This window comes from Miniimonas arenae, assembly GCF_006351005.1.
Taxonomy (GTDB): Bacteria; Actinomycetota; Actinomycetes; order Actinomycetales; family Beutenbergiaceae; genus Miniimonas; species Miniimonas arenae.
Window position 1 is genome coordinate 15,997 of sequence record NZ_VENP01000036.1, and the last position, 16,623, is coordinate 32,619.

The 16,623-nt window shown below is 73.9% G+C and carries 18 protein-coding genes; 12 read left to right on the forward strand and 6 right to left on the reverse strand.

Translation table 11 applies throughout. The features are described 5' to 3' along the window. Positions 1 to 10 precede the first annotated feature (10 nt). Positions 11 to 1,324, forward strand: coding sequence for an amidohydrolase (locus tag FH969_RS10105; protein ID WP_139987155.1), 1,314 nt, complete (start codon positions 11 to 13; stop codon positions 1,322 to 1,324). 69 nt (positions 1,325 to 1,393) lie between these two features. Here FH969_RS10105 and FH969_RS10110 read toward each other — a convergent pair whose 3' ends face one another. Then, on the reverse strand, positions 1,394 to 1,996 hold the full coding sequence (locus FH969_RS10110) for a DUF6992 family protein (RefSeq protein ID WP_139987156.1): 603 nt from the start codon (positions 1,994 to 1,996) through the stop codon (positions 1,394 to 1,396). Positions 1,997 to 2,155: 159 nt separating this feature from the next. Here FH969_RS10110 and FH969_RS10115 point away from each other — a divergent pair, with 159 nt between their 5' ends. The 4 genes from FH969_RS10115 (at position 2,156) to FH969_RS10130 (ending at position 5,215) form a co-directional block, all read left to right on the forward strand. Continuing rightward, complete coding sequence (locus tag FH969_RS10115) at positions 2,156 to 2,791, forward strand: phosphatase PAP2 family protein (RefSeq protein ID WP_108718575.1); 636 nt, start codon at positions 2,156 to 2,158, stop codon at positions 2,789 to 2,791. A gap of 73 nt (positions 2,792 to 2,864) precedes the next feature. Further along, positions 2,865 to 3,380, forward strand: coding sequence for a hypothetical protein (locus FH969_RS10120; protein WP_139987157.1), 516 nt, complete (start codon positions 2,865 to 2,867; stop codon positions 3,378 to 3,380). An 88-nt stretch (positions 3,381 to 3,468) separates the two neighbouring features. After that, a complete protein-coding gene (locus tag FH969_RS10125) occupies positions 3,469 to 4,407 on the forward strand; it encodes an ABC transporter ATP-binding protein (RefSeq protein WP_139987158.1) in 939 nt (312 codons plus the stop codon). Then, positions 4,400 to 5,215, forward strand: coding sequence for an ABC transporter permease subunit (locus FH969_RS10130; protein ID WP_246071853.1), 816 nt, complete (start codon positions 4,400 to 4,402; stop codon positions 5,213 to 5,215). The genes FH969_RS10125 and FH969_RS10130 overlap by 8 nt, the downstream gene beginning before the upstream one ends. A gap of 6 nt (positions 5,216 to 5,221) precedes the next feature. Here the strand turns inward: FH969_RS10130 and rraA are convergent, their stop codons facing one another. Together rraA and FH969_RS10140 are read right to left on the reverse strand one after the other, a co-directional pair. Continuing rightward, complete coding sequence (gene rraA / locus FH969_RS10135) at positions 5,222 to 5,686, reverse strand: ribonuclease E activity regulator RraA (protein WP_139987159.1); 465 nt, start codon at positions 5,684 to 5,686, stop codon at positions 5,222 to 5,224. A 170-nt stretch (positions 5,687 to 5,856) separates the two neighbouring features. Further along, entirely contained in the window at positions 5,857 to 6,807 is a 951-nt protein-coding gene (locus FH969_RS10140; RefSeq protein WP_246071855.1) for an aldo/keto reductase, read from the reverse strand. 51 nt (positions 6,808 to 6,858) lie between these two features. Here FH969_RS10140 and FH969_RS10145 point away from each other — a divergent pair, with 51 nt between their 5' ends. After that, complete coding sequence (locus FH969_RS10145; protein WP_108718570.1) at positions 6,859 to 7,707, forward strand: hypothetical protein; 849 nt, start codon at positions 6,859 to 6,861, stop codon at positions 7,705 to 7,707. Then, positions 7,635 to 8,663: an SGNH/GDSL hydrolase family protein gene (locus FH969_RS10150; protein ID WP_139987160.1), complete on the forward strand. Its 1,029-nt coding sequence runs from the start codon at positions 7,635 to 7,637 to the stop codon at positions 8,661 to 8,663. Before FH969_RS10145 ends, FH969_RS10150 begins: the two co-directional genes overlap by 73 nt. A 35-nt stretch (positions 8,664 to 8,698) precedes the next feature. On the opposite strand, the gene FH969_RS10155 is transcribed toward FH969_RS10150, so the two are convergent. Next, positions 8,699 to 9,031, reverse strand: coding sequence for a hypothetical protein (locus tag FH969_RS10155; protein ID WP_108718568.1), 333 nt, complete (start codon positions 9,029 to 9,031; stop codon positions 8,699 to 8,701). Between FH969_RS10155 and FH969_RS10160 the strand changes: the two genes are divergently transcribed. The 4 genes from FH969_RS10160 (at position 9,024) to FH969_RS10175 (ending at position 13,854) form a co-directional block, all read left to right on the forward strand. Next, the gene (locus FH969_RS10160; RefSeq protein ID WP_342777016.1) at positions 9,024 to 9,971 is read left to right on the forward strand and encodes an aldo/keto reductase; all 948 of its coding nucleotides are present in this window, start codon (positions 9,024 to 9,026) and stop codon (positions 9,969 to 9,971) included. The genes FH969_RS10155 and FH969_RS10160 overlap by 8 nt on opposite strands. 184 nt (positions 9,972 to 10,155) lie before the next feature. Further along, positions 10,156 to 10,719, forward strand: coding sequence for an HdeD family acid-resistance protein (locus FH969_RS10165; RefSeq protein ID WP_139987161.1), 564 nt, complete (start codon positions 10,156 to 10,158; stop codon positions 10,717 to 10,719). Between the two features lie 45 nt (positions 10,720 to 10,764). Beyond that, on the forward strand, positions 10,765 to 11,484 hold the full coding sequence (locus tag FH969_RS10170; RefSeq protein WP_139987162.1) for a DUF72 domain-containing protein: 720 nt from the start codon (positions 10,765 to 10,767) through the stop codon (positions 11,482 to 11,484). 132 nt (positions 11,485 to 11,616) lie between these two features. Next, positions 11,617 to 13,854 carry a catalase gene (locus FH969_RS10175; RefSeq protein ID WP_139987163.1) on the forward strand — a complete coding sequence of 746 codons (2,238 nt, stop codon included), beginning with the start codon at positions 11,617 to 11,619 and terminating at the stop codon, positions 13,852 to 13,854. A 4-nt stretch (positions 13,855 to 13,858) separates the two neighbouring features. Here FH969_RS10175 and FH969_RS10180 read toward each other — a convergent pair whose 3' ends face one another. Continuing rightward, positions 13,859 to 14,425, reverse strand: a complete 567-nt coding sequence (locus FH969_RS10180) for a dihydrofolate reductase family protein (protein WP_342777017.1) — start codon at positions 14,423 to 14,425, stop codon at positions 13,859 to 13,861. A 30-nt stretch (positions 14,426 to 14,455) separates the two neighbouring features. Beyond that, a complete protein-coding gene (locus tag FH969_RS10185; protein WP_139987164.1) occupies positions 14,456 to 15,244 on the reverse strand; it encodes a fructosamine kinase family protein in 789 nt (262 codons plus the stop codon). Positions 15,245 to 15,315: 71 nt separating this feature from the next. Between FH969_RS10185 and FH969_RS10190 the strand changes: the two genes are divergently transcribed. Beyond that, positions 15,316 to 16,470, forward strand: a complete 1,155-nt coding sequence (locus tag FH969_RS10190; RefSeq protein ID WP_139987165.1) for a GTPase family protein — start codon at positions 15,316 to 15,318, stop codon at positions 16,468 to 16,470. The last annotated feature ends 153 nt before the right edge of the window (positions 16,471 to 16,623 follow it).

Consider the following 16,623-nt stretch of genomic DNA (forward strand, 5'->3'; position numbering starts at 1 on the left):
GGTGGAGCGCATGTCCGAGACCACGAACCCGACCCCCGACCGCGCCGTCCGCACCCACACCACCCCCGCCGGCTCCGCAGCCGGCTCGCCCCGATCCCGTGTCCTCGCGATCACCGGTGGCTACGTCGTGCCGGTGGCGGGCGATCCGATCGAGCGCGGAACGGTGCTGGTCACGGACGGGGTGATCTCCGCCGTCGGCGGCCCCGAGGTCGCGATCCCCGACGGCGCCGAAAGCGTCGACGCGACCGGCTCGTGGGTGCTCCCCGGCTTCGTGGAGTCGCACGGCCACGTCGGCGTGCACGAGGAGGGCGAGGGCTGGTCAGGCAACGACACCAACGAGATGACGGGCCCCAACGGCGCCCGCCTGCGCGCGCTGGACGGCATCGACATCGAGGAGCTCGGCTTCCGCGACGCGCTGCGCGGCGGCGTCACCACCGTCGTGGTGAAGCCCGGTTCGGGCAACCCGATCGGCGGACGCACCGCCGCGATCAAGACCTGGGGCGGTCGCACGGTGGACGAGCAGGTCCTCGCCGCCGACGTCTCGGTGAAGTCGGCGCTGGGGGAGAACCCCAAGCGGGTCTACGGCGACAAGAAGCAGACCCCGGCCACCCGTCTCGGCGTCGCCGCCGTGATCCGCGACGCGTTCGTGGCCGCGCAGAGCTACGCGGCCAAGCGCGACGCCGCCGCGGCCAAGGACGAGCCGTTCGAGCGCAACCTCACCCACGAGACGCTCGCGGCGGTGCTCGACGGCACGCTCCTGTGGGACCAGCACTGCCACCGCCACGACGACATCGCCACCGCGATCCGCCTCGCCGAGGAGTTCGGCTACCAGCTCGTGGTCAACCACGGCACCGAGGCGCACAAGATCGCCGACGTCCTGGCCGAGAAGGGCATCCCGGTCATCTTCGGCCCGATGCTCACGTCGCGATCGAAGGTCGAGCTGCGCGACCGCGGGATCGCCAACCTCGCGCTCATCGCCGGCGCCGGCGTGACGGTCGCGATCACCACCGACCACCCCGTCGTCCCGATCGACCAGCTCGTGCTGCAGGCCACGCTCGCGGTGCGCGAGGGACTCGACCCGGCCACGGCGCTCGCGGCACTCACGCTCAACCCGGCCGCGATCCTGCGGCTCGACCGGCGCGTGGGCGCGCTGGAGGTGGGTCGCGACGGCGACGTCGTGCTCTGGTCGGGCGATCCGCTCACCGTGGGCTCGCGCGTGCAGCGCGTGTGGATCGAGGGGCGTCCGGTCCTCGAGCCGGGACCCAACGGCCAGCAGCGCGTCGTCGAGCGGTGGGAGCGGTTCGACCGGACCGGCTGGCGCTGACCGGCCGGCGCCGACCCGTCGGAGCTGCGCCGCGGCTCGGCTGATCGTGCGCCGGTCGCCGTCCCCGCGTCAGGGCAGCAGCCGCCCGAGGCGGACGGCGTAGCGCACGTCCTGGGCCAGGAGGAACGCCCCCTGGAGCACGACGGCGAGCCCGTCGCCCCGGCGGCCGGCAAGCCTCCCGCGGGGGTTGGCCAGCAGGGTGGTGCCCGTGGCGAGGTAGCCGACGTCGAGGGCGGCGTTGACCGCGAGCGAGCGGCGCAGCCGCGTGCCACGGCGCACGGCGGCGCGTCCGCACTCGGCGTCGGGACCACGGCTCGCGCGGGCGAACCGCACGGCGCCGACGAGGGCGATCACGCCGTCGACCACGGCCCACACGAGCGTCTGACGGCCGAAGTCCACCGCACGCGGGCGGCCCGTCCGGGCCCCGACCACCCACGTGGCCGCGCCGACGGCGGCCGATCCGGTCGCCCACGCGGCCAGGGCGCCGAGCAGCTGGCGCTCCTCCTGCGCGACCGCCTCGGCCAGCGTGACGCCCTCGGTGACGGTGAGCTCGTCGATCGACCAGGCGGCGTGCGCGGGCGAATCGGCGACCTGCGTCTCGTCGGGGTGGGGCTCGCAGGCCGGGTCGCACGGGTCGGGCCGCTCGACGAGCAACGCCTCGTCCTCGGTCATCTCTGCCCCACTTCCGTGCGCCGGTGATCGGCCCCCGCCGCCATGTTCCTCTCCCCGGGCGGCCCGACCTAGAGCCGAACGGACAGACCTGTGAGCCGAACGTCTACGGCGCCGGGCCGACGCGCACGACGTGCGCCGACGCCTGGGTAGCGTGGGCCGATGCGTCGGAACCTGGTGCTCTACGGGCTGCTCGCCGTCGTGCTCGGCCTCGCGATCGGTGTGTGGGTGGAGGCGGCCGGTGGCGGTGCGCTGCCGATCGACGACGTCTGGGCCGCGTGGATGCTCGACATCCGCGTGCCCGTCGGCGAGACGATCGCGCGCTTCCTCAACGACGTCGGCGGTGGCTGGCTCGGGGTGGTCGTGGTGCCCCTCGTGACGATCGCGGTGCTGCTCGGGCTGCGGCGCCCGTGGGCCGCGCTGTACTACGCCGTCGCGGCGGTGAGCAGCGTCGCCCTGGTGCAGGGGCTGAAGTGGCTCTTCGACCGCGCGCGACCGGAGGACATGCTCGTCACCAGCGACGCCGGCTCGTTCCCGTCGGGCCACGTGGCGAACGCCGCGACGATCGCGGTGACGCTCACGGTCATCGCCGCGCGCGCCTGGGTCGCGTGGCTCGGCGGCGTGTACGTGCTGCTCATGGTGGTGAGCCGGGCATACCTCACGGTGCACTGGCTCTCCGACACGGTCGCCGGCGCCCTGATCGGAGCCGGCGTCGCCCTCGCCGTCGCCGCGGCGTTCCTGCCGCGGCTCACGGCGGAACGCGAGCGGCACCGGGCGCGCGCCGCCGTCGGGTCTTGACGCCTTCGTAGACTGGATCGGCGGTTCGCCCGCCCTGCTTGCGTCCGTTCGCCCGTTCCGCCAAGGAGTCCCCGTGCTCGCTGTTCTCGTGGTGCTCCTCGGCCTTCCGCTCCTCGCGATCGTCTCGATCCGCGCCGAGCGCTGGCTGCGCGAGCGGGAGGACGCCCGCGGCGGCGCCGAGGTCTACACCGACGGCGAGCTCACGCTGTTCTCCCTCGGCTCGCTGAGCGACGGCGAGCTGGCCCACGTGCTCGAGGCGGAGCGGGCCGCGACGCGCGGCGGCGCGGACTCCGACGGCGCGCACGACATCCGCGACGGGCACGCCGCGCGCGACACCCTCGGCGCGCACGACGGCGAGCCCACCCTGGCCGCGAAGCGCCGCATGCGGCTCGCGCCCGAGCGGCCCTGGTCTCGTCAGGAGACCATCGAGCTGCTCTACCGCTACACCGACGGCGAGGGGCTGGGGCAGATCGCGACGGCGATCGGTCGTCCGTTGGAGGCGGTCGCCGGCCACCTCGGCGCTTTGATCGGCGACGGCGTGACGTCGCGCTCCGAGGCGGAGGCGGCGCTCCTGCGCCTCGTGGCCTGACGGCCCGAGGTCCCCGCCGGCACGCGCGGCCGGAGCTCTTCCTGCGAACCGAGGTCGTCGGTTCTCGCCCGGGGCTACCGTGAAGCCCATGTGCACGTCCGAGTCCGCCGGCCCCGCCGTGGAGGTCCGCGGGCTGAGCAAACGGTTCGGACGCCACCTCGCCGTCGACGACCTCACGCTCACCGTCGCACCCGGCGTCGTCTTCGGACTGATCGGCCCGAACGGCGCGGGCAAGACCACGACGCTGCGGATGCTCCTCGACGTCATCCGGCCCACCGCGGGCGTCGTGCGGGTGCTGGGGCAGGACCCGCGCCGGGTCGGCCCGGCGCTGCGACGCCGGATCGGGTACGTCCCGGGCGACCTGCGCCTGGACGGCCGCGTCACCGGGCGGCGCCTGCTCGCGTTCTACGCCGGGGTGTCCGGCGGCGTCCGGTCCGGTGAGGCGGACGCGCTGGCCGAGCGGCTCGGCGTCGAGCTGGACCGCCCCGTCCGCACGCTCTCGAAGGGCAACCGGCAGAAGCTCGGCCTCGTCCAGGCGTTCTGGCACCGGCCGGAGCTCCTCGTGCTCGACGAGCCGACGAGCGGCCTCGACCCGCTGCTGCAGCGTGAGTTCCTCGCGCTGGTGCGCGAGGCGCGCGACGCGGGGCAGACGGTGCTGCTCAGCTCGCACGTGCTCAGCGAGCTCCAGCAGGTCGCCGACGAGATCGTGGTGCTCGCGCACGGCCGCGTGGTCGCCGAGGGCGACGTCGCGTCCCTGCGGCTGTCCACCGTGCGGCACGTGCAGGTCGGGCTCGGTGACACCTCGGTCGAGGCGGTGCAGGCGGCGCTCGCGCCGATCGGCACGCTGCGCGAGGTGGACGTGCGGGAGCAGGGCGGCGCGGTGCGCGTCTCGGCCACGGCCGACGGCGAGATCGATCCGCTGGTGAAGGCCCTGGCACGGTTCCGGGTCCTCGACCTGTCCGCGCAGGAGCCCGACCTCGAGGAGTCCGTCCTGCGCCTGTACGGGCAGGAGGGGACCGGTGGCTGAGGGGGTGGTCGCCACGCCGCGCCGCCTGCCGGTGCTGCGGCGCGCGCTGGCGGAGTCCTGGCGCGCCGTCGTGGCGTGGGCCGTCGGCATCCTCGCGGTGCTCGCGCTCTACCTCCCGCTCTTCCCGAGCATCGGCAGCAACGGGGAGATGCAGTCGATCATCGACTCCCTCCCGCCGCAGCTCGTGAGCACGCTGGGCTACGACGACATCGGCACCGGCGCGGGCTACACCGAGGCGACCTTCCTCGGCCTCATGGGGTTCGTCCTGCTCACGATCGCCGGCATCTCCTGGGGTGCCTCCGCGATCGGCGGGGCGCAGGAGTCCGGGCGTCTCGAGCTGGACCTGGCCCACGCCGTCGGGCGCGTGTCGTACGCCCTCGAGCAGGCGCTCGCGCTCGTGGTGCGCCTGGCCGCCCTCGGCGCCTTCGCGGGCCTGGTGATCCTCGCGCTCAACGGGCCGAGCGAGCTCGACCTCACGGTCGGCGGGGTCGTCTGGGCCTGCGTCGCGCTCGTCGGACTCACCCTGGCGTCGGCGACGGCGGCGCTCGCCGGGGGAGCGGCGTCGGGTCGGCGCGTGGTCGGGGTCGGGACGGGGGCCGCCGTCGCCGTGGTCGGCTATCTCGCGAACGCGCTCGCGCAGCAGGGCGACACGTTCGCGTGGCTGCGGCCGTTCTCGCCGTACGCGTGGGCGTTCGACTCGCCGCCGCTCACCGATCCCGACCCGGCGTCGATCGGCCTGCTCTGGCTGCTCGCGGCGGTGTTCGCGGCAGCCGCGGCCGAGCTGCTGCGGCGCCGCGACGTGGGCTGAGGAGCGTCAGCGCTCGACGAGGATCCCGTCGGCGTCGCTCCACAGGTGCGCGCCCGGGCGGAACGTCACGCCGCCGATCGTCACCGGGACGTCGACCGTGCCCTCACCCGTCTTGCCGCTCGTGCGCGGGTTGGTGCCGAGCGCCTTCACGCCGATGTCCAGCCGGTCGATCAGCAGCGCGTCCCGGATGGCGCCGTGGATCACGAGCCCGGCCCAGTCGTGCGCCACGGCAAGTCCGGCGATGACGTCGCCCACGAGCGCCGTCGCGAGCGAGCCGCCGCCGTCGACGACCAGCACCGCGCCGTCGCCCGGCGTCTGCAGGACCTCCTTGAGCAGGGCGTTGTCCTGGTAGCACCGCACGGTGCGCACGTGTCCGGCGAACGCGTGCCGGCGTCCGAACGAACGCAGCTGGAGGCAGAGCGAGACGAGCTCGTCGCCACGTTCGTCGTACACGTCCGCCGTCGCCGCCATCACGCACCGTCCTCGACTCGTCCGACCGGGCACGCCCCGCTGGCTGGGAACCTAGCGCGCGGCGGGGCGGCCCACCCCCGGTATTCGGCGGCGAGATCGCCCGAATGGCACGCGTTCGTGCAGAGCGGGCGAAGTTCTGCGCCGATCCCGGCCCCGCCCGGGGGCGTGCGTCAGAACTCCTCCCACGTCGCGGGGTCCTGGTCGGGGTTCACGCGCTGACCGCGCCCGAGCGCCGTGATCGCGGCGAGGTCGTCCGCGCTGAGCAGCGGGGCGAGGTCGAGCGCGGCGAGGTTGGCCAGCCGGCGCTCGGCCGAGGACGCCTTGGGCAGCGGGACGACGCCGCGGGCGATCTCCCAGTCGAGCACCACGGTGCCCGGGCCCACGTCGTGGGCGCGCGCGATCGCGCAGATCACCGGGTCCTCGAGGAGGTCGCCCGCGCGACCCAGCGGACTCCAGGCCTCCGTGCGGACGCCGCGCTCGCCGTCGGCCGCGAGCTGGTCCACCTGCGGGAGGTAGGGGTGCAGCTCGATCTGGTTGACGCTCGGGGCGACGCCGTGGTCGGCGACGAGCCGGTCGAGGTGCTCGGGCAGGAAGTTGCTCACCCCGACCGAGCGCACCAGACCGTCGGCCTTCGCCTGCAGGAGCGCGCCGAACACCTCGGAGTACTTGTCCAGGCGGGGCAGCGGCCAGTGGATGAGCACGAGGTCGAGGTAGTCCAGACCCGTGCGGAACAGCGACTCCTCGACCGTCTGACGGGTGGCCCCGGCCTCCTGGTGGTCGCCCCGGATCTTGGTGGTGAAGCGCAGCCCCTCGCGGGGCACGCCGCTCGTCCGCAGCCCGGCGCCGACGCCGCCCTCGTTCTCGTAGCGCTCCGCGGAGTCGATCAGGCGGTACCCGTGGCCGATCGCCGCGGCGACGACGTCGCGGGCCTCGACGCCGCGCAGCGGCCAGGTGCCGAACCCGATCGGGGGGAGGGTGGTGCCGTCGTTGAGGGTGTGCCAGCCGGGAGGCACGTCGCGTGCCGACGGGATCGAGCCGGCGGTGGGGGACTGCTGGTGGACGTGCTGGCGGGCGTCGTGCCGGCGGGGGTCGTCATCACCCCATCCTGCCCCGTTGTCCACAGAGACGGACGAGGACTTCCGCCGCTCGTGACTAGTGGCCGACGATGGCGCATGGCCCTGATCACCCTCCCGCCGCTGCCGCGTGGCACCGCGCCGCCGACCACGCGCGTCAGCGTCGGGATGCTCGTCGGGCCGGTCGCGGTCGCCTCGCTCGTCACCCCCGTGCTGGTGTTCATGGCCATCGCCGGGCTGGGATCGCCGTGGTGGGAGTACGCGCTCGCCTTCGTCGCCCCGAGCGCGATCTGGGTCGGCCTCTTCACCGTGGCGGCGTCGCGGCAGCTCCCCCGGCACGGCGTGGTCCCCGAGCTCGCGAGGCCCTCGGCCACCGCCGGGGTCGGGCTGGTGGCGGTCGTGGCCGGGTGCGGGCTCGCCGCCGTCGGGATCGCCGTGATGCAGGAGCTGCTCGCGTACGACCCGCAGGAGCTGTCCGAGGCGACGGGCGACGGTCTCTGGCTCACGTTCGTCGCGCTGTTCTGGGCGGGTGTGATCGGGCTCGTCGCGCTGGGCGGCGGCGCGCTGATCGTCGCAGCGCTCGCCTACCGGTTCGCGGGGGACCGACTCGCGGCGCGCGGCATCGGGCCGCTGCCGAGTGCCGCCGCGCTGCGCAACCCCGGCCCGTACGACGGGCGCTATCCCGGACCCGACCCCGAGCTGTTCCCGCGGTCCGCCCGACGGACCGGCACACGCTTCGAAGCCCGGTCCGAGGCCCGATCCGGAGCCCGGTCCAGCGAGCGGTCTGACACCCGGGCCCGTGCAGGCACTGACGCGCTGTCGGACGCCCGGCCGTTCGCCGGGCTGCTGACCGGGCCCGACGTACGGTGGATCCCGTGCCAGCAGCCGCGCGAGGAGAGGCCGCGCCCCGCCGCGCGCCCGCCACAGGGGGCCCGGCCGCACCCGTGACGGCGCGCCGCGCGCTCGTCGCGGCCCTGCTCGCCCTCGGCACCCTGGGAGCCCTCGGCGCGTGCAGCCCGTCGCAGCCGGACGCGACGCCGACCGAGGTCGCGCCCACGACCCCGTCGCCGGCCGTCTCGTCGACACCCGAACCGGCCACGGCCCAGACCGCGACCCCCGACCAGGGCGCCGCACCCTCGGACACGGCCACCGCCTCGGGTGAGCCGGACGCGCTGCGCGTGCTCGCCGTCGGGGACTCGATCTCGACGGGCTTCAACACGTGCCAGCTGCTCACCCGATGCGACTCGACGTGGCTGACCGGTCCGGACGGCGTCACCGAGCGGCTCGCCGGCGAGGGCTACGCGCCCACGCTCGTCCTCGCCGCGCTCGAGGGCGCCACCCTCGCGGACGCGCCGGCGCTGGTCGACCAGGCGCTCGCGGCCGACCCGGGCGAGGTCGACCTCGTCGTCGTGCTGCTCGGCGCGAACGACGTCTGCGCCGGGACCGACCCGAGCGCGACGTCGAGCGCCACCTCGCCCGAGGCGACGGCGGCCGGCACCGCGGCGCTGCTGGACCACCTCGCCGCCGTGGCGCCGCACGCCCCGGTCGCGTTCCTGTCCCCGCCCGACGTCGTGTCGGTCTGGGACGCCGCGCACACCGACCCGGTCGCCCAGCGCGCGTGGGCCCAGTGGCGGGTGTGCGCGTCCGCGCTCGGCAGCGACGACGCGGCGCGCCAGGCGACGGCGCAGCGCGTCGCCGACCTCACGGCCACCGTCGCGGCGGCGTGTGCCGCGCGCGAGCGCTGCGTGTCCGACGGCGGAGCGATCGCCGCGCTCGACCTCACCGCCGCCGACCTCTCGCCGAACGACTGGTTCCACCCCTCCGCGCAGGGGCAGCGCGACCTCGCCGTCGCGGCGTGGCCGACGGTGCAGGCCGCCGCGGCGCTCGTGGGGAACGCCGGCTGAGGGAGCAAGAGGCGCCCGCGGCGCCGGCGCGCGCCTCAGGCCTTCCGGTCGTACGCCACGTGCGCGACGGCGCCCGCCGCCGCGGCGACCGTGAACACCGACGGCCACGCACCGATCCTGCGCGCCAGCGGGTGCGAGGCGACGAACGCCCCCACGTACGCCGCCGACAGCGCCGCGGTCAGCGCGGGCCCACGCCGGAGCCACTCCCGCCCGGCCAGCACGCCGCCCGCGAGCAGCACCACGCCGCCCAGCGGCCGCCGCCGCGTCCAGCGCGCGACGGCGTAGCCCGCCACGAGCGACGCCGCCACGACGGGGGCGGTGGGCAGGACGAGACCGGTCGGCGCCGCGTGCGCGGGGAGGGTGTTCACGTCTGACGTTCTACACCTGCGGTGTCAGCCACGGTGTCCTCCTCGGGGTTCGCCGAGGTGTCTGTGCTGGTGTCTACGGTGGACCCATGACCACACAGATCCCCAGCATCGAGCTCACCACCGGCGTGACCTCGCCCGTCGCCCCCAGGTCGGGTTCGGCACGTGGCAGGTCGAGGCCGACGTCGCCCAGGGCGTCGTCGAGAACGCGCTCGAGGTCGGCTACCGCCACATCGACACCGCCGCCGGGTACTACAACGAGGCCGAGGTGGGCGCGGCGCTGCGAGCGAGCGGCCTGCCGCGCGAGGAGCTGTTCGTCACCACCAAGCTGCGCAACGGCGACCAGGGCTTCGAGCAGGCGCTCACGGCGTTCGAGGCCTCGCGCGCCAGGCTCGGCGTCGACGTCGTGGACCTGTACCTCATCCACTTGCCCGTCCCGAGCAAGGACCGCTACCTCGAGACGTGGCGCGCGTTCGAGAAGCTCCTCGCCGACGGCGCGGTCCGCGCGATCGGCGTCTCCAACTTCCTCGCCCCGCACCTCGAGCGTCTCGTCGCCGGGTCGACGGTGGTGCCCGCGATCAACCAGGTCGAGCTGCATCCCACCTTCCAGCAGCCCGGCACCCTCGCGGCCGCGCGCGAGCACGGGGTCGCCATCGAGGCCTACTCCCCGCTCGGCCAGGGCAAGGACGTCAACCACCCGGTCGTGACCGCGATCGCCGAGCGGCTCGGGGTCAGCACCGGCCAGGTGATCCTGCGCTGGCACGTCCAGCACGGGCACGTCGTGATCCCGAAGTCCGTCACGCCCGAGCGGATCGCGGGCAACCTCGACCTGTTCTCCTTCGAGCTGTCCTTCGAGGACGTCGCAGCGATCGATGCCCTGGACTCCGGCGATCGGCTCGGACCGGACCCCGCGACGGCGTCCTTCACCCGGTTCCAGCACTGACCGCCCCCGGGGAGGCGGGCGGGACTGAGGGTCAGAGAGGGACAGGACAGCAAGACAGCGGCGAGGCAGCGCCCGTCTCCGCGAGCGCCGTGACCGCTCGCTGAGACGGGCCGCCTCCCCCCGCTGGGGTGCGCCGGCTGCTAGCATCCGGACCGTCCGCGTTCCCCGCGTCGAAGGGCTCCGCATGTCCACCGTCCAGCAGTCCCCGGAGGCGCAGATCACGAGCGCGGTGCGCATCGGTCTCGGCCTCCTCGGCCTCGTCGCGCTCGCCGTCGGGATCGCCATCCTCGTCTGGCCCGGTCACTCCGCGGCCGTGGTCACCGGCATCTTCGCGTTCTACGCGATCGTCGTCGGCATCGTGTACGCCGCGGTCGCCGTCTTCTCGCGGGGTCGGGGCGCCTGGTCCCGGATCGGGTTCCTCGTGCTGGCCGCCCTCTTCGTTGCCGCGGGCGTCATCGCCTTCGCCAACCTGGAGGCGACCACCGTGTTCCTCGTCACGTTCGTCGCGATCGCCCTCGGTGTGCTCTGGATCATCGAGGGGATCGTGTCGTTCTTCGCCCTCAAGAGCTCGCCGAGCAAGGGCTGGACGATCTTCTTCGCGATCCTCAGCATCGTCGCGGGCCTCGTGCTCGTCACGTCGCCGATCTGGAGCGCCGTGATCCTCTGGCTGTTCATCGGCCTGTCGCTCGTGGTCCTCGGCATCGTCCAGGTGGTGCGCGCGATCTCGTTCGGCCGCCGCACCGTCTGAACCTCCGCCCGGACCCACCGGCTCAGCCCGAGCCACACTGGTGCCATGGCGCGCGTCGGGACGTCGGGGTGGAGCTATGACCACTGGGAGGACGTGCTCTACCACGGCGCGCCCGCGCGCGACCGGCTCGCGCGGTACGTCGCCGAGTTCGACACCGTCGAGCTCAACGCGAGCTTCTACCGCTGGCCCCGGGAGGCGACGTTCGCCTCCTGGCGCTCGCGCCTGCCCGACGGGTTCGAGCTGACCGTGAAGGCGCCGCGCGGCCTCACGCACGCGCGGCGCCTGTTCGAGCCCGAGGTGTGGGTCGAGCGGGTCACCCGCGGGCTGCACGCCGTCCGGGGCCGCCGGGGTCCGCTGCTGGTCCAGCTGCCGCCGACGATGGAGCGCGACGACGCCCGCCTGGACTACTTCCTCCGCGTCCTGCCCGCCTGGACGAGGCCCGCCGTCGAGCTGCGCCACCCCTCGTGGCACCACGACGACGTCTACGCGCTGCTCGAGCGACACGGTGCGGCGTACGTGGTGATGAGCGGCGCCGACCTGCCCTGCGTCCTGCGCGCCACCGCCCCGCTCGTGTACGTGCGGCTGCACGGCCCGGACCACCACCACCTCTACGGCGGCAGCTACTCCGACGCCGACCTGCACTGGTGGGCCGACCGGGTGCGGGAGTGGGAGGGCGCGGGGCACCAGGTCTTCGCGTACTTCAACAACGACGGCGGCGGTCACGCGGTGCGCAACGCGCGGACGCTGCGCGACCTGCTGCGGTGACGCACCTGAAGCGCCCGACGGCGAGCCACCCCTTCCGGCGTAGACGCCGGGAACGCTCGGGTACAGACTGGCGGTGACGACGCGGCTCCAGACCGGTGGGCCCGTCCCCCTTCGTCGACGAAGGAGCACCCTGTGCCGAACCCGGACCGTCCCCACGTCGTAGCCAACCCGAAGCCTCGGGACCTGCCTGCCCCGAGCGTCGAGGAGCCGGTCGACCCGGTCCCGCCCCTCGACCCGCCCTCCGACGTCGCGGCCCCCGAGCTGCGCTCGGCCACCGGCCGTCCGGTGCGCGCGGCCGCCACCACCCGGGCCCAGCAGGGTGCGTTCCTCACGACGGCCACGGGGACCCGGCTCCGGGACACCGACCACAGCCTCAAGGCCGGCCGGCGAGGCCCGGTCCTGCTGCAGGACCATCACCTGCGCGAGAAGATCACCCACTTCGACCACGAGCGCATCCCCGAGCGCGTGGTGCACGCGCGCGGGGTCGGGGCCCACGGCGTGTTCGTCTCCAACGGTGCCGCCGCGAAGCTCTCGCGGGCAGCGTTCCTCCAGGCGGACGTCGAGACGCCCGTGTTCGTGCGCTTCTCGACGGTGTTGGGGTCACGCGGCTCGGCCGACACGCCCCGGGACACCCGCGGCTTCGCCGTGAAGTTCTACACGTCCGAGGGCGTGTTCGACCTCGTGGGCAACAACATCCCGGTCTTCTTCATCCAGGACGCCATCAAGTTCCCGGACATCATCCACGCCGGCAAGCCCGAGCCGGACCGGGAGATCCCCCAGGCCGCGAGCGCCCACGACACGTTCTGGGACTTCGTCTCGCTGCACACCGAGGCGCAGCACCACACGATCTGGAACATGTCCGACCGTGCGCTGCCCGCCTCGCTGCGCACGATGGAGGGCTTCGGCGTCCACACGTTCCACCTCGTCGACGAGGCCGGCGACACGGTGCTCGTGAAGTTCCACTGGAAGCCCGCCGCGGGCGTGCACTCCCAGCTGTGGGAGGAGGCGCAGCTCACCGCGGGCGGTGACCCGGACTTCCAGCGCCGCGACCTGTACGACGCCATCCAGAACGGCGCCCTGCCGTCGTGGACCTTCGGCGTGCAGGTCTTCCCCGACACCGAGGACGAGACGTTCGAGGGCATCGACCTGCTCGACCCGACGAAGATCGTGCCGGAGGAGCTCGCCCCCGTGCAGCCCATCGGCACGCTCACCCTCACGGCGAACCCGACGAACTACTTCGCCGAGACGGAGCAGGTCGCCTTCCACCCGGGCCACCTCGTGCCGGGCATCGACGTGACGAACGACCCGCTGCTGCAGGGGCGGCTGTTCTCCTACCTCGACACGCAGCTCACGCGCCTGGGCGGTCCGAACTTCGACCAGATCCCGATCAACCGGCCGCACGCGGACGTCAGCGACATGCTCCGCGACGGGTTCCACCAGCACGCCGTGCACACCGGAGTGGCGCCGTACAAGCCGAACAGCCTCGACGGCGGCTGCCCGTTCCACGCCGGGGTGGCCGACGGCGCGTTCCTCGAGGTGCCCTCACCGGTCGAGGGCGAGAAGGTGCGTGAGCACCCGGCGTCCTTCGACGACCACTTCTCCCAGCCCCGGATGTTCTTCCGCTCGCTCTCGCCGATCGAGCAGGAGCACGTCATCGCCGCCTACACGTTCGAGCTGTCCAAGGTCACGTGGCCGCAGGTGCGCGAGCGGCAGCTCGCCCACCTCGCGCTCATCGACGAGCGGCTGTGCGCCGAGGTCGCGGCCGGTCTCGGGCTGCCCGCTCCCACGCCCGACCCCGACGTCGAGGTGCAGGACCTCGCGCCGTCGCCGGCCCTCGCCCAGATCGTGCCCGGTGCCACCTACCCGGTGGCCGGCCGCACGCTCGGGGTGGTGGCGGACGCCTCGACGAGGACCGCGGACCTGCAGGCGGTGGTCGACGCCGCGCAGGCCGCCGACCTGCTGGTGTTCGTCCTCGGCCCGCACGCGGGGGTCGCGGACGCCGCGGACGGCACGTTCGCCGTCGACAAGCCGCTCTACCAGGTGCGCTCGTTCGAGCTCGACGCCGTGGTGCTCACCACCGCCACGACACCCGCCGCAGACGTGCCGAGCAGGCGCGACGCGAAGGTCGGCTCGCCCGACCACCGGGACGTCGGCGTCGACCCGCGCACGCTTCTGCTGCTGAGCGAGCTCTTCCGCCAGGGCAAGGCGATCGGTGCGCTGCCGGACGCTGCGCCCGCGCTCGTCCAGGCCGGCATCGCCGAGGACGACCCCGGAGTGGTGGTGCGCGGGGACGCCGCCGCGGTCACCGAGCAGGTCCTCGCGCTCGTGGCGCAGCACCGGGTGTGGGAGCGGCTGTCGCCGGTGGGCTGAGACGTCAGTGTGCGGCGCAGCTCGCGTAGGCGACGCCGATCGCGAACCGACGCGTGTCCAGCAGCTCCAGGTGCGGGATCTCGTGGCCGTCGGGGAACAGCCGACGGCCACGGCCCTGCACCACCGGGTAGGTGTACAGGCGGTACTCGTCGACGAGACCGGCGGTGATGAGGGCGTGGCACAGCGTGATGCTCCCGGTCACCACGATGTCCTTGCCGGGCTGCTCCTTGAGCGCGGCGACCTCGGCGACGAGGTCGCCGCGCAGGACCGTCGTGTTCTCCCAGCCGGGCTCGGTGAGCGTCGAGGACACGACGTACTTGGCGACGTCGTTCAGGTACGCCGTGACACCCGTGGTGTCGTCGGTCTGCTGCGGCCAGTAGCCGCGGAAGTCCTCGAACGTCTGCCGGCCCAGGACGAGGGCGTCCGCACGGGCGTCGACCTCCTCGTTGTGCTCCTTGAGATCGGACGCATCGCCGGCCTGCGGGTCGAACCAGTCGCCGAGCATCTCGATCGAGCCGTCGAGGGTGATGTTCTGCGTGATCGCGAGGGTGCGCATGTCCGAGTCGAGCACGGTGCGCCGGTCGGGACAAGGGCGGCGCCGTCAGTCGAGGTATCCACGGGCGGCGTCGACGGCGTCGCGCCCGTACGAGGGTCCGAACAGCTCCGCGTGCACGAGCAGCGGGTGCAGCTGGTGGAGCGCGACGCGGTCGCGCCACCCGGGTGCGAGGGGGGACACGCCGTCGTACCCGGCGAGAATCTCGCCCAGGCGGGGCGCGCCGAACAGGGCGAGCATCGCCAGGTCGGTCTCCGCGTGCCCGCCCTGCGCGGCGGGGTCGATGAGCACCGCGCCGCCCGCGTCCCACAGCACGTTCCCCGACCACAGGTCACCGTGCAGGCGCGCCGGCGCGTCCAGCGCGAGGAGCCCGGGCTGCGGGTGGTCGAGCTCGCCGCCGGCGAGCCGGTCCGCGACGCGCTCGATCACCGCGGCGCCGGCTGCGGTCACACTCCCGCGCCCGACGGCGGAGCGCAGGTGGGGCAGCACGCGGCAGCGCGCGTAGAACGCGCCCCAGGTGGCGGGTGCCGTTCGGGCGTCGGCGGACGTCGCGAGGACGGCCGCACCGATCGTCCCGTCGCCGCCGGAACCGGGCGGTGGCGCACCCCAGAACGCCGCTCCCGCGGCGTGCATCCGGGCGAGCGCCGCGCCGAACGCCGCCGCGGCGGAGGCGTCCGGGCGTCCACCGTCGGGCACGCGCTCGAGCGTGAGGCGCGCGCCGTCGACGGCGTGCACGGCCACCACGCGGGGCCCGCCGTCGGCCGTGGCGAGCCACCGCAGACCTGCCGCCTCACGGGCGGCCGCGCTCGCCGTCGGGCATCGCTTGACCCAGTCCACACGAGAAGCATGCCTACGATCGAGGCCAGTCCGGTCAGGGTGGCTCGGCCGGCACGAGCCAGGAGGTGCACGTGAGGCTTGGCGACGACGTCTTCCGCAGCAGGTTCCGCGAGGAGTACGAGAAGCAGGACCTGGCGATCGGCCGGTTCAACCTGGCGATCTTCGGCAAGACCGGCGTGGGCAAGTCCACGCTGCTCAACGCGATCTTCGGCGAGGAGGTCGCGGCCACGGGAATCGGCGAGCCGGTGACCAAGGGGTCGCGGCTCTACCTCGACACCCACGGCCACCTCGGCATCCTGGACACTCAGGGGCTCGAGGTCGGCAAGAACACCAAGGAGCTCATCGCGGAGCTGGACACCGTGATGAAGCAGACCCGGTCCCGGCCGCTGGAGGAGCAGCTGCACGTGGCCTGGTACTGCGTGCGGGGCATGGACCGGCGGTTCGAGGACTCCGAGGCCGACTTCATCGAGCGGCTGCGCGCCGTGGGGCTCCCGGTCATCCTCGTGTTCACGCAGGTGCCGATGCGCGACGGCGTGTACCACCCCGACGCGATCACGCTCGCCGACCAGGTGCTCGCGCGCGGACTGCCGATCGTGGACCGGCGGGTGTTCCTCACCAACGCGGTGGCCGACCCGTTCACGGGTCAGCAGCCGCACGGCCTGCACGACCTGCTCGATGCCACCTTTCGGGTTGCTCCGGAAGGAGCTCACCTCGCGCTCGCCGCAGCCCAGGCGATCGACGCAGCTGCGAAGGCCCGGCTGGCTCGGCGGGCGGTGAGGACCGCCGCGGCGAGCGCCGCCGCTGCGGCCGCCGTGCCGATCCCGTTCTCCGACGCCGCGCTGCTCGTCCCCGTGCAGCTCGCGATGATGGCGCGGATCGGTCGAATCTTCTCCGTCCCGTTCGGCCGCGCCGCGCTCATGTCGACGCTCGCGACGACGGCCGCCACGCAGGGCGGTCGGGCCGCCTTCACCGGGCTGCTCAAGATGGTGCCCGGCGCGGGCAGCGTGACGGGCGGGCTCGTCGGGGCGTCGGTCGCGACGGCGTTCACCTACGCCATGGGCGAGGCGTGGATCAACGTGTGTGCCCGCGCCTCCAAGGGCGAGTTCACCGATGTCACCGGCGCGCTGGACAACGCCCGGGTGAGGAAGGCGTTCCTGGACGTGTTCTCACGGTGGGTCAAGCTCGACTCCAAGCAGCGCAAGGAGCTGGAGAAGGAGCTGGAGTGAGGGCGGCGGGCCGGGGCGCTGTCCGGCGCCCGCCCGTGCTTGTGACCGGGGCCGCGGTTAGGGTCGGTTCAGTGTCAGGGTGACAGTGCCGCTTCGCGGTGGTTGGGTCCTGATCACCAGTCGTCTGACTCGTAGGGTCGCTGCCTTCGTGGC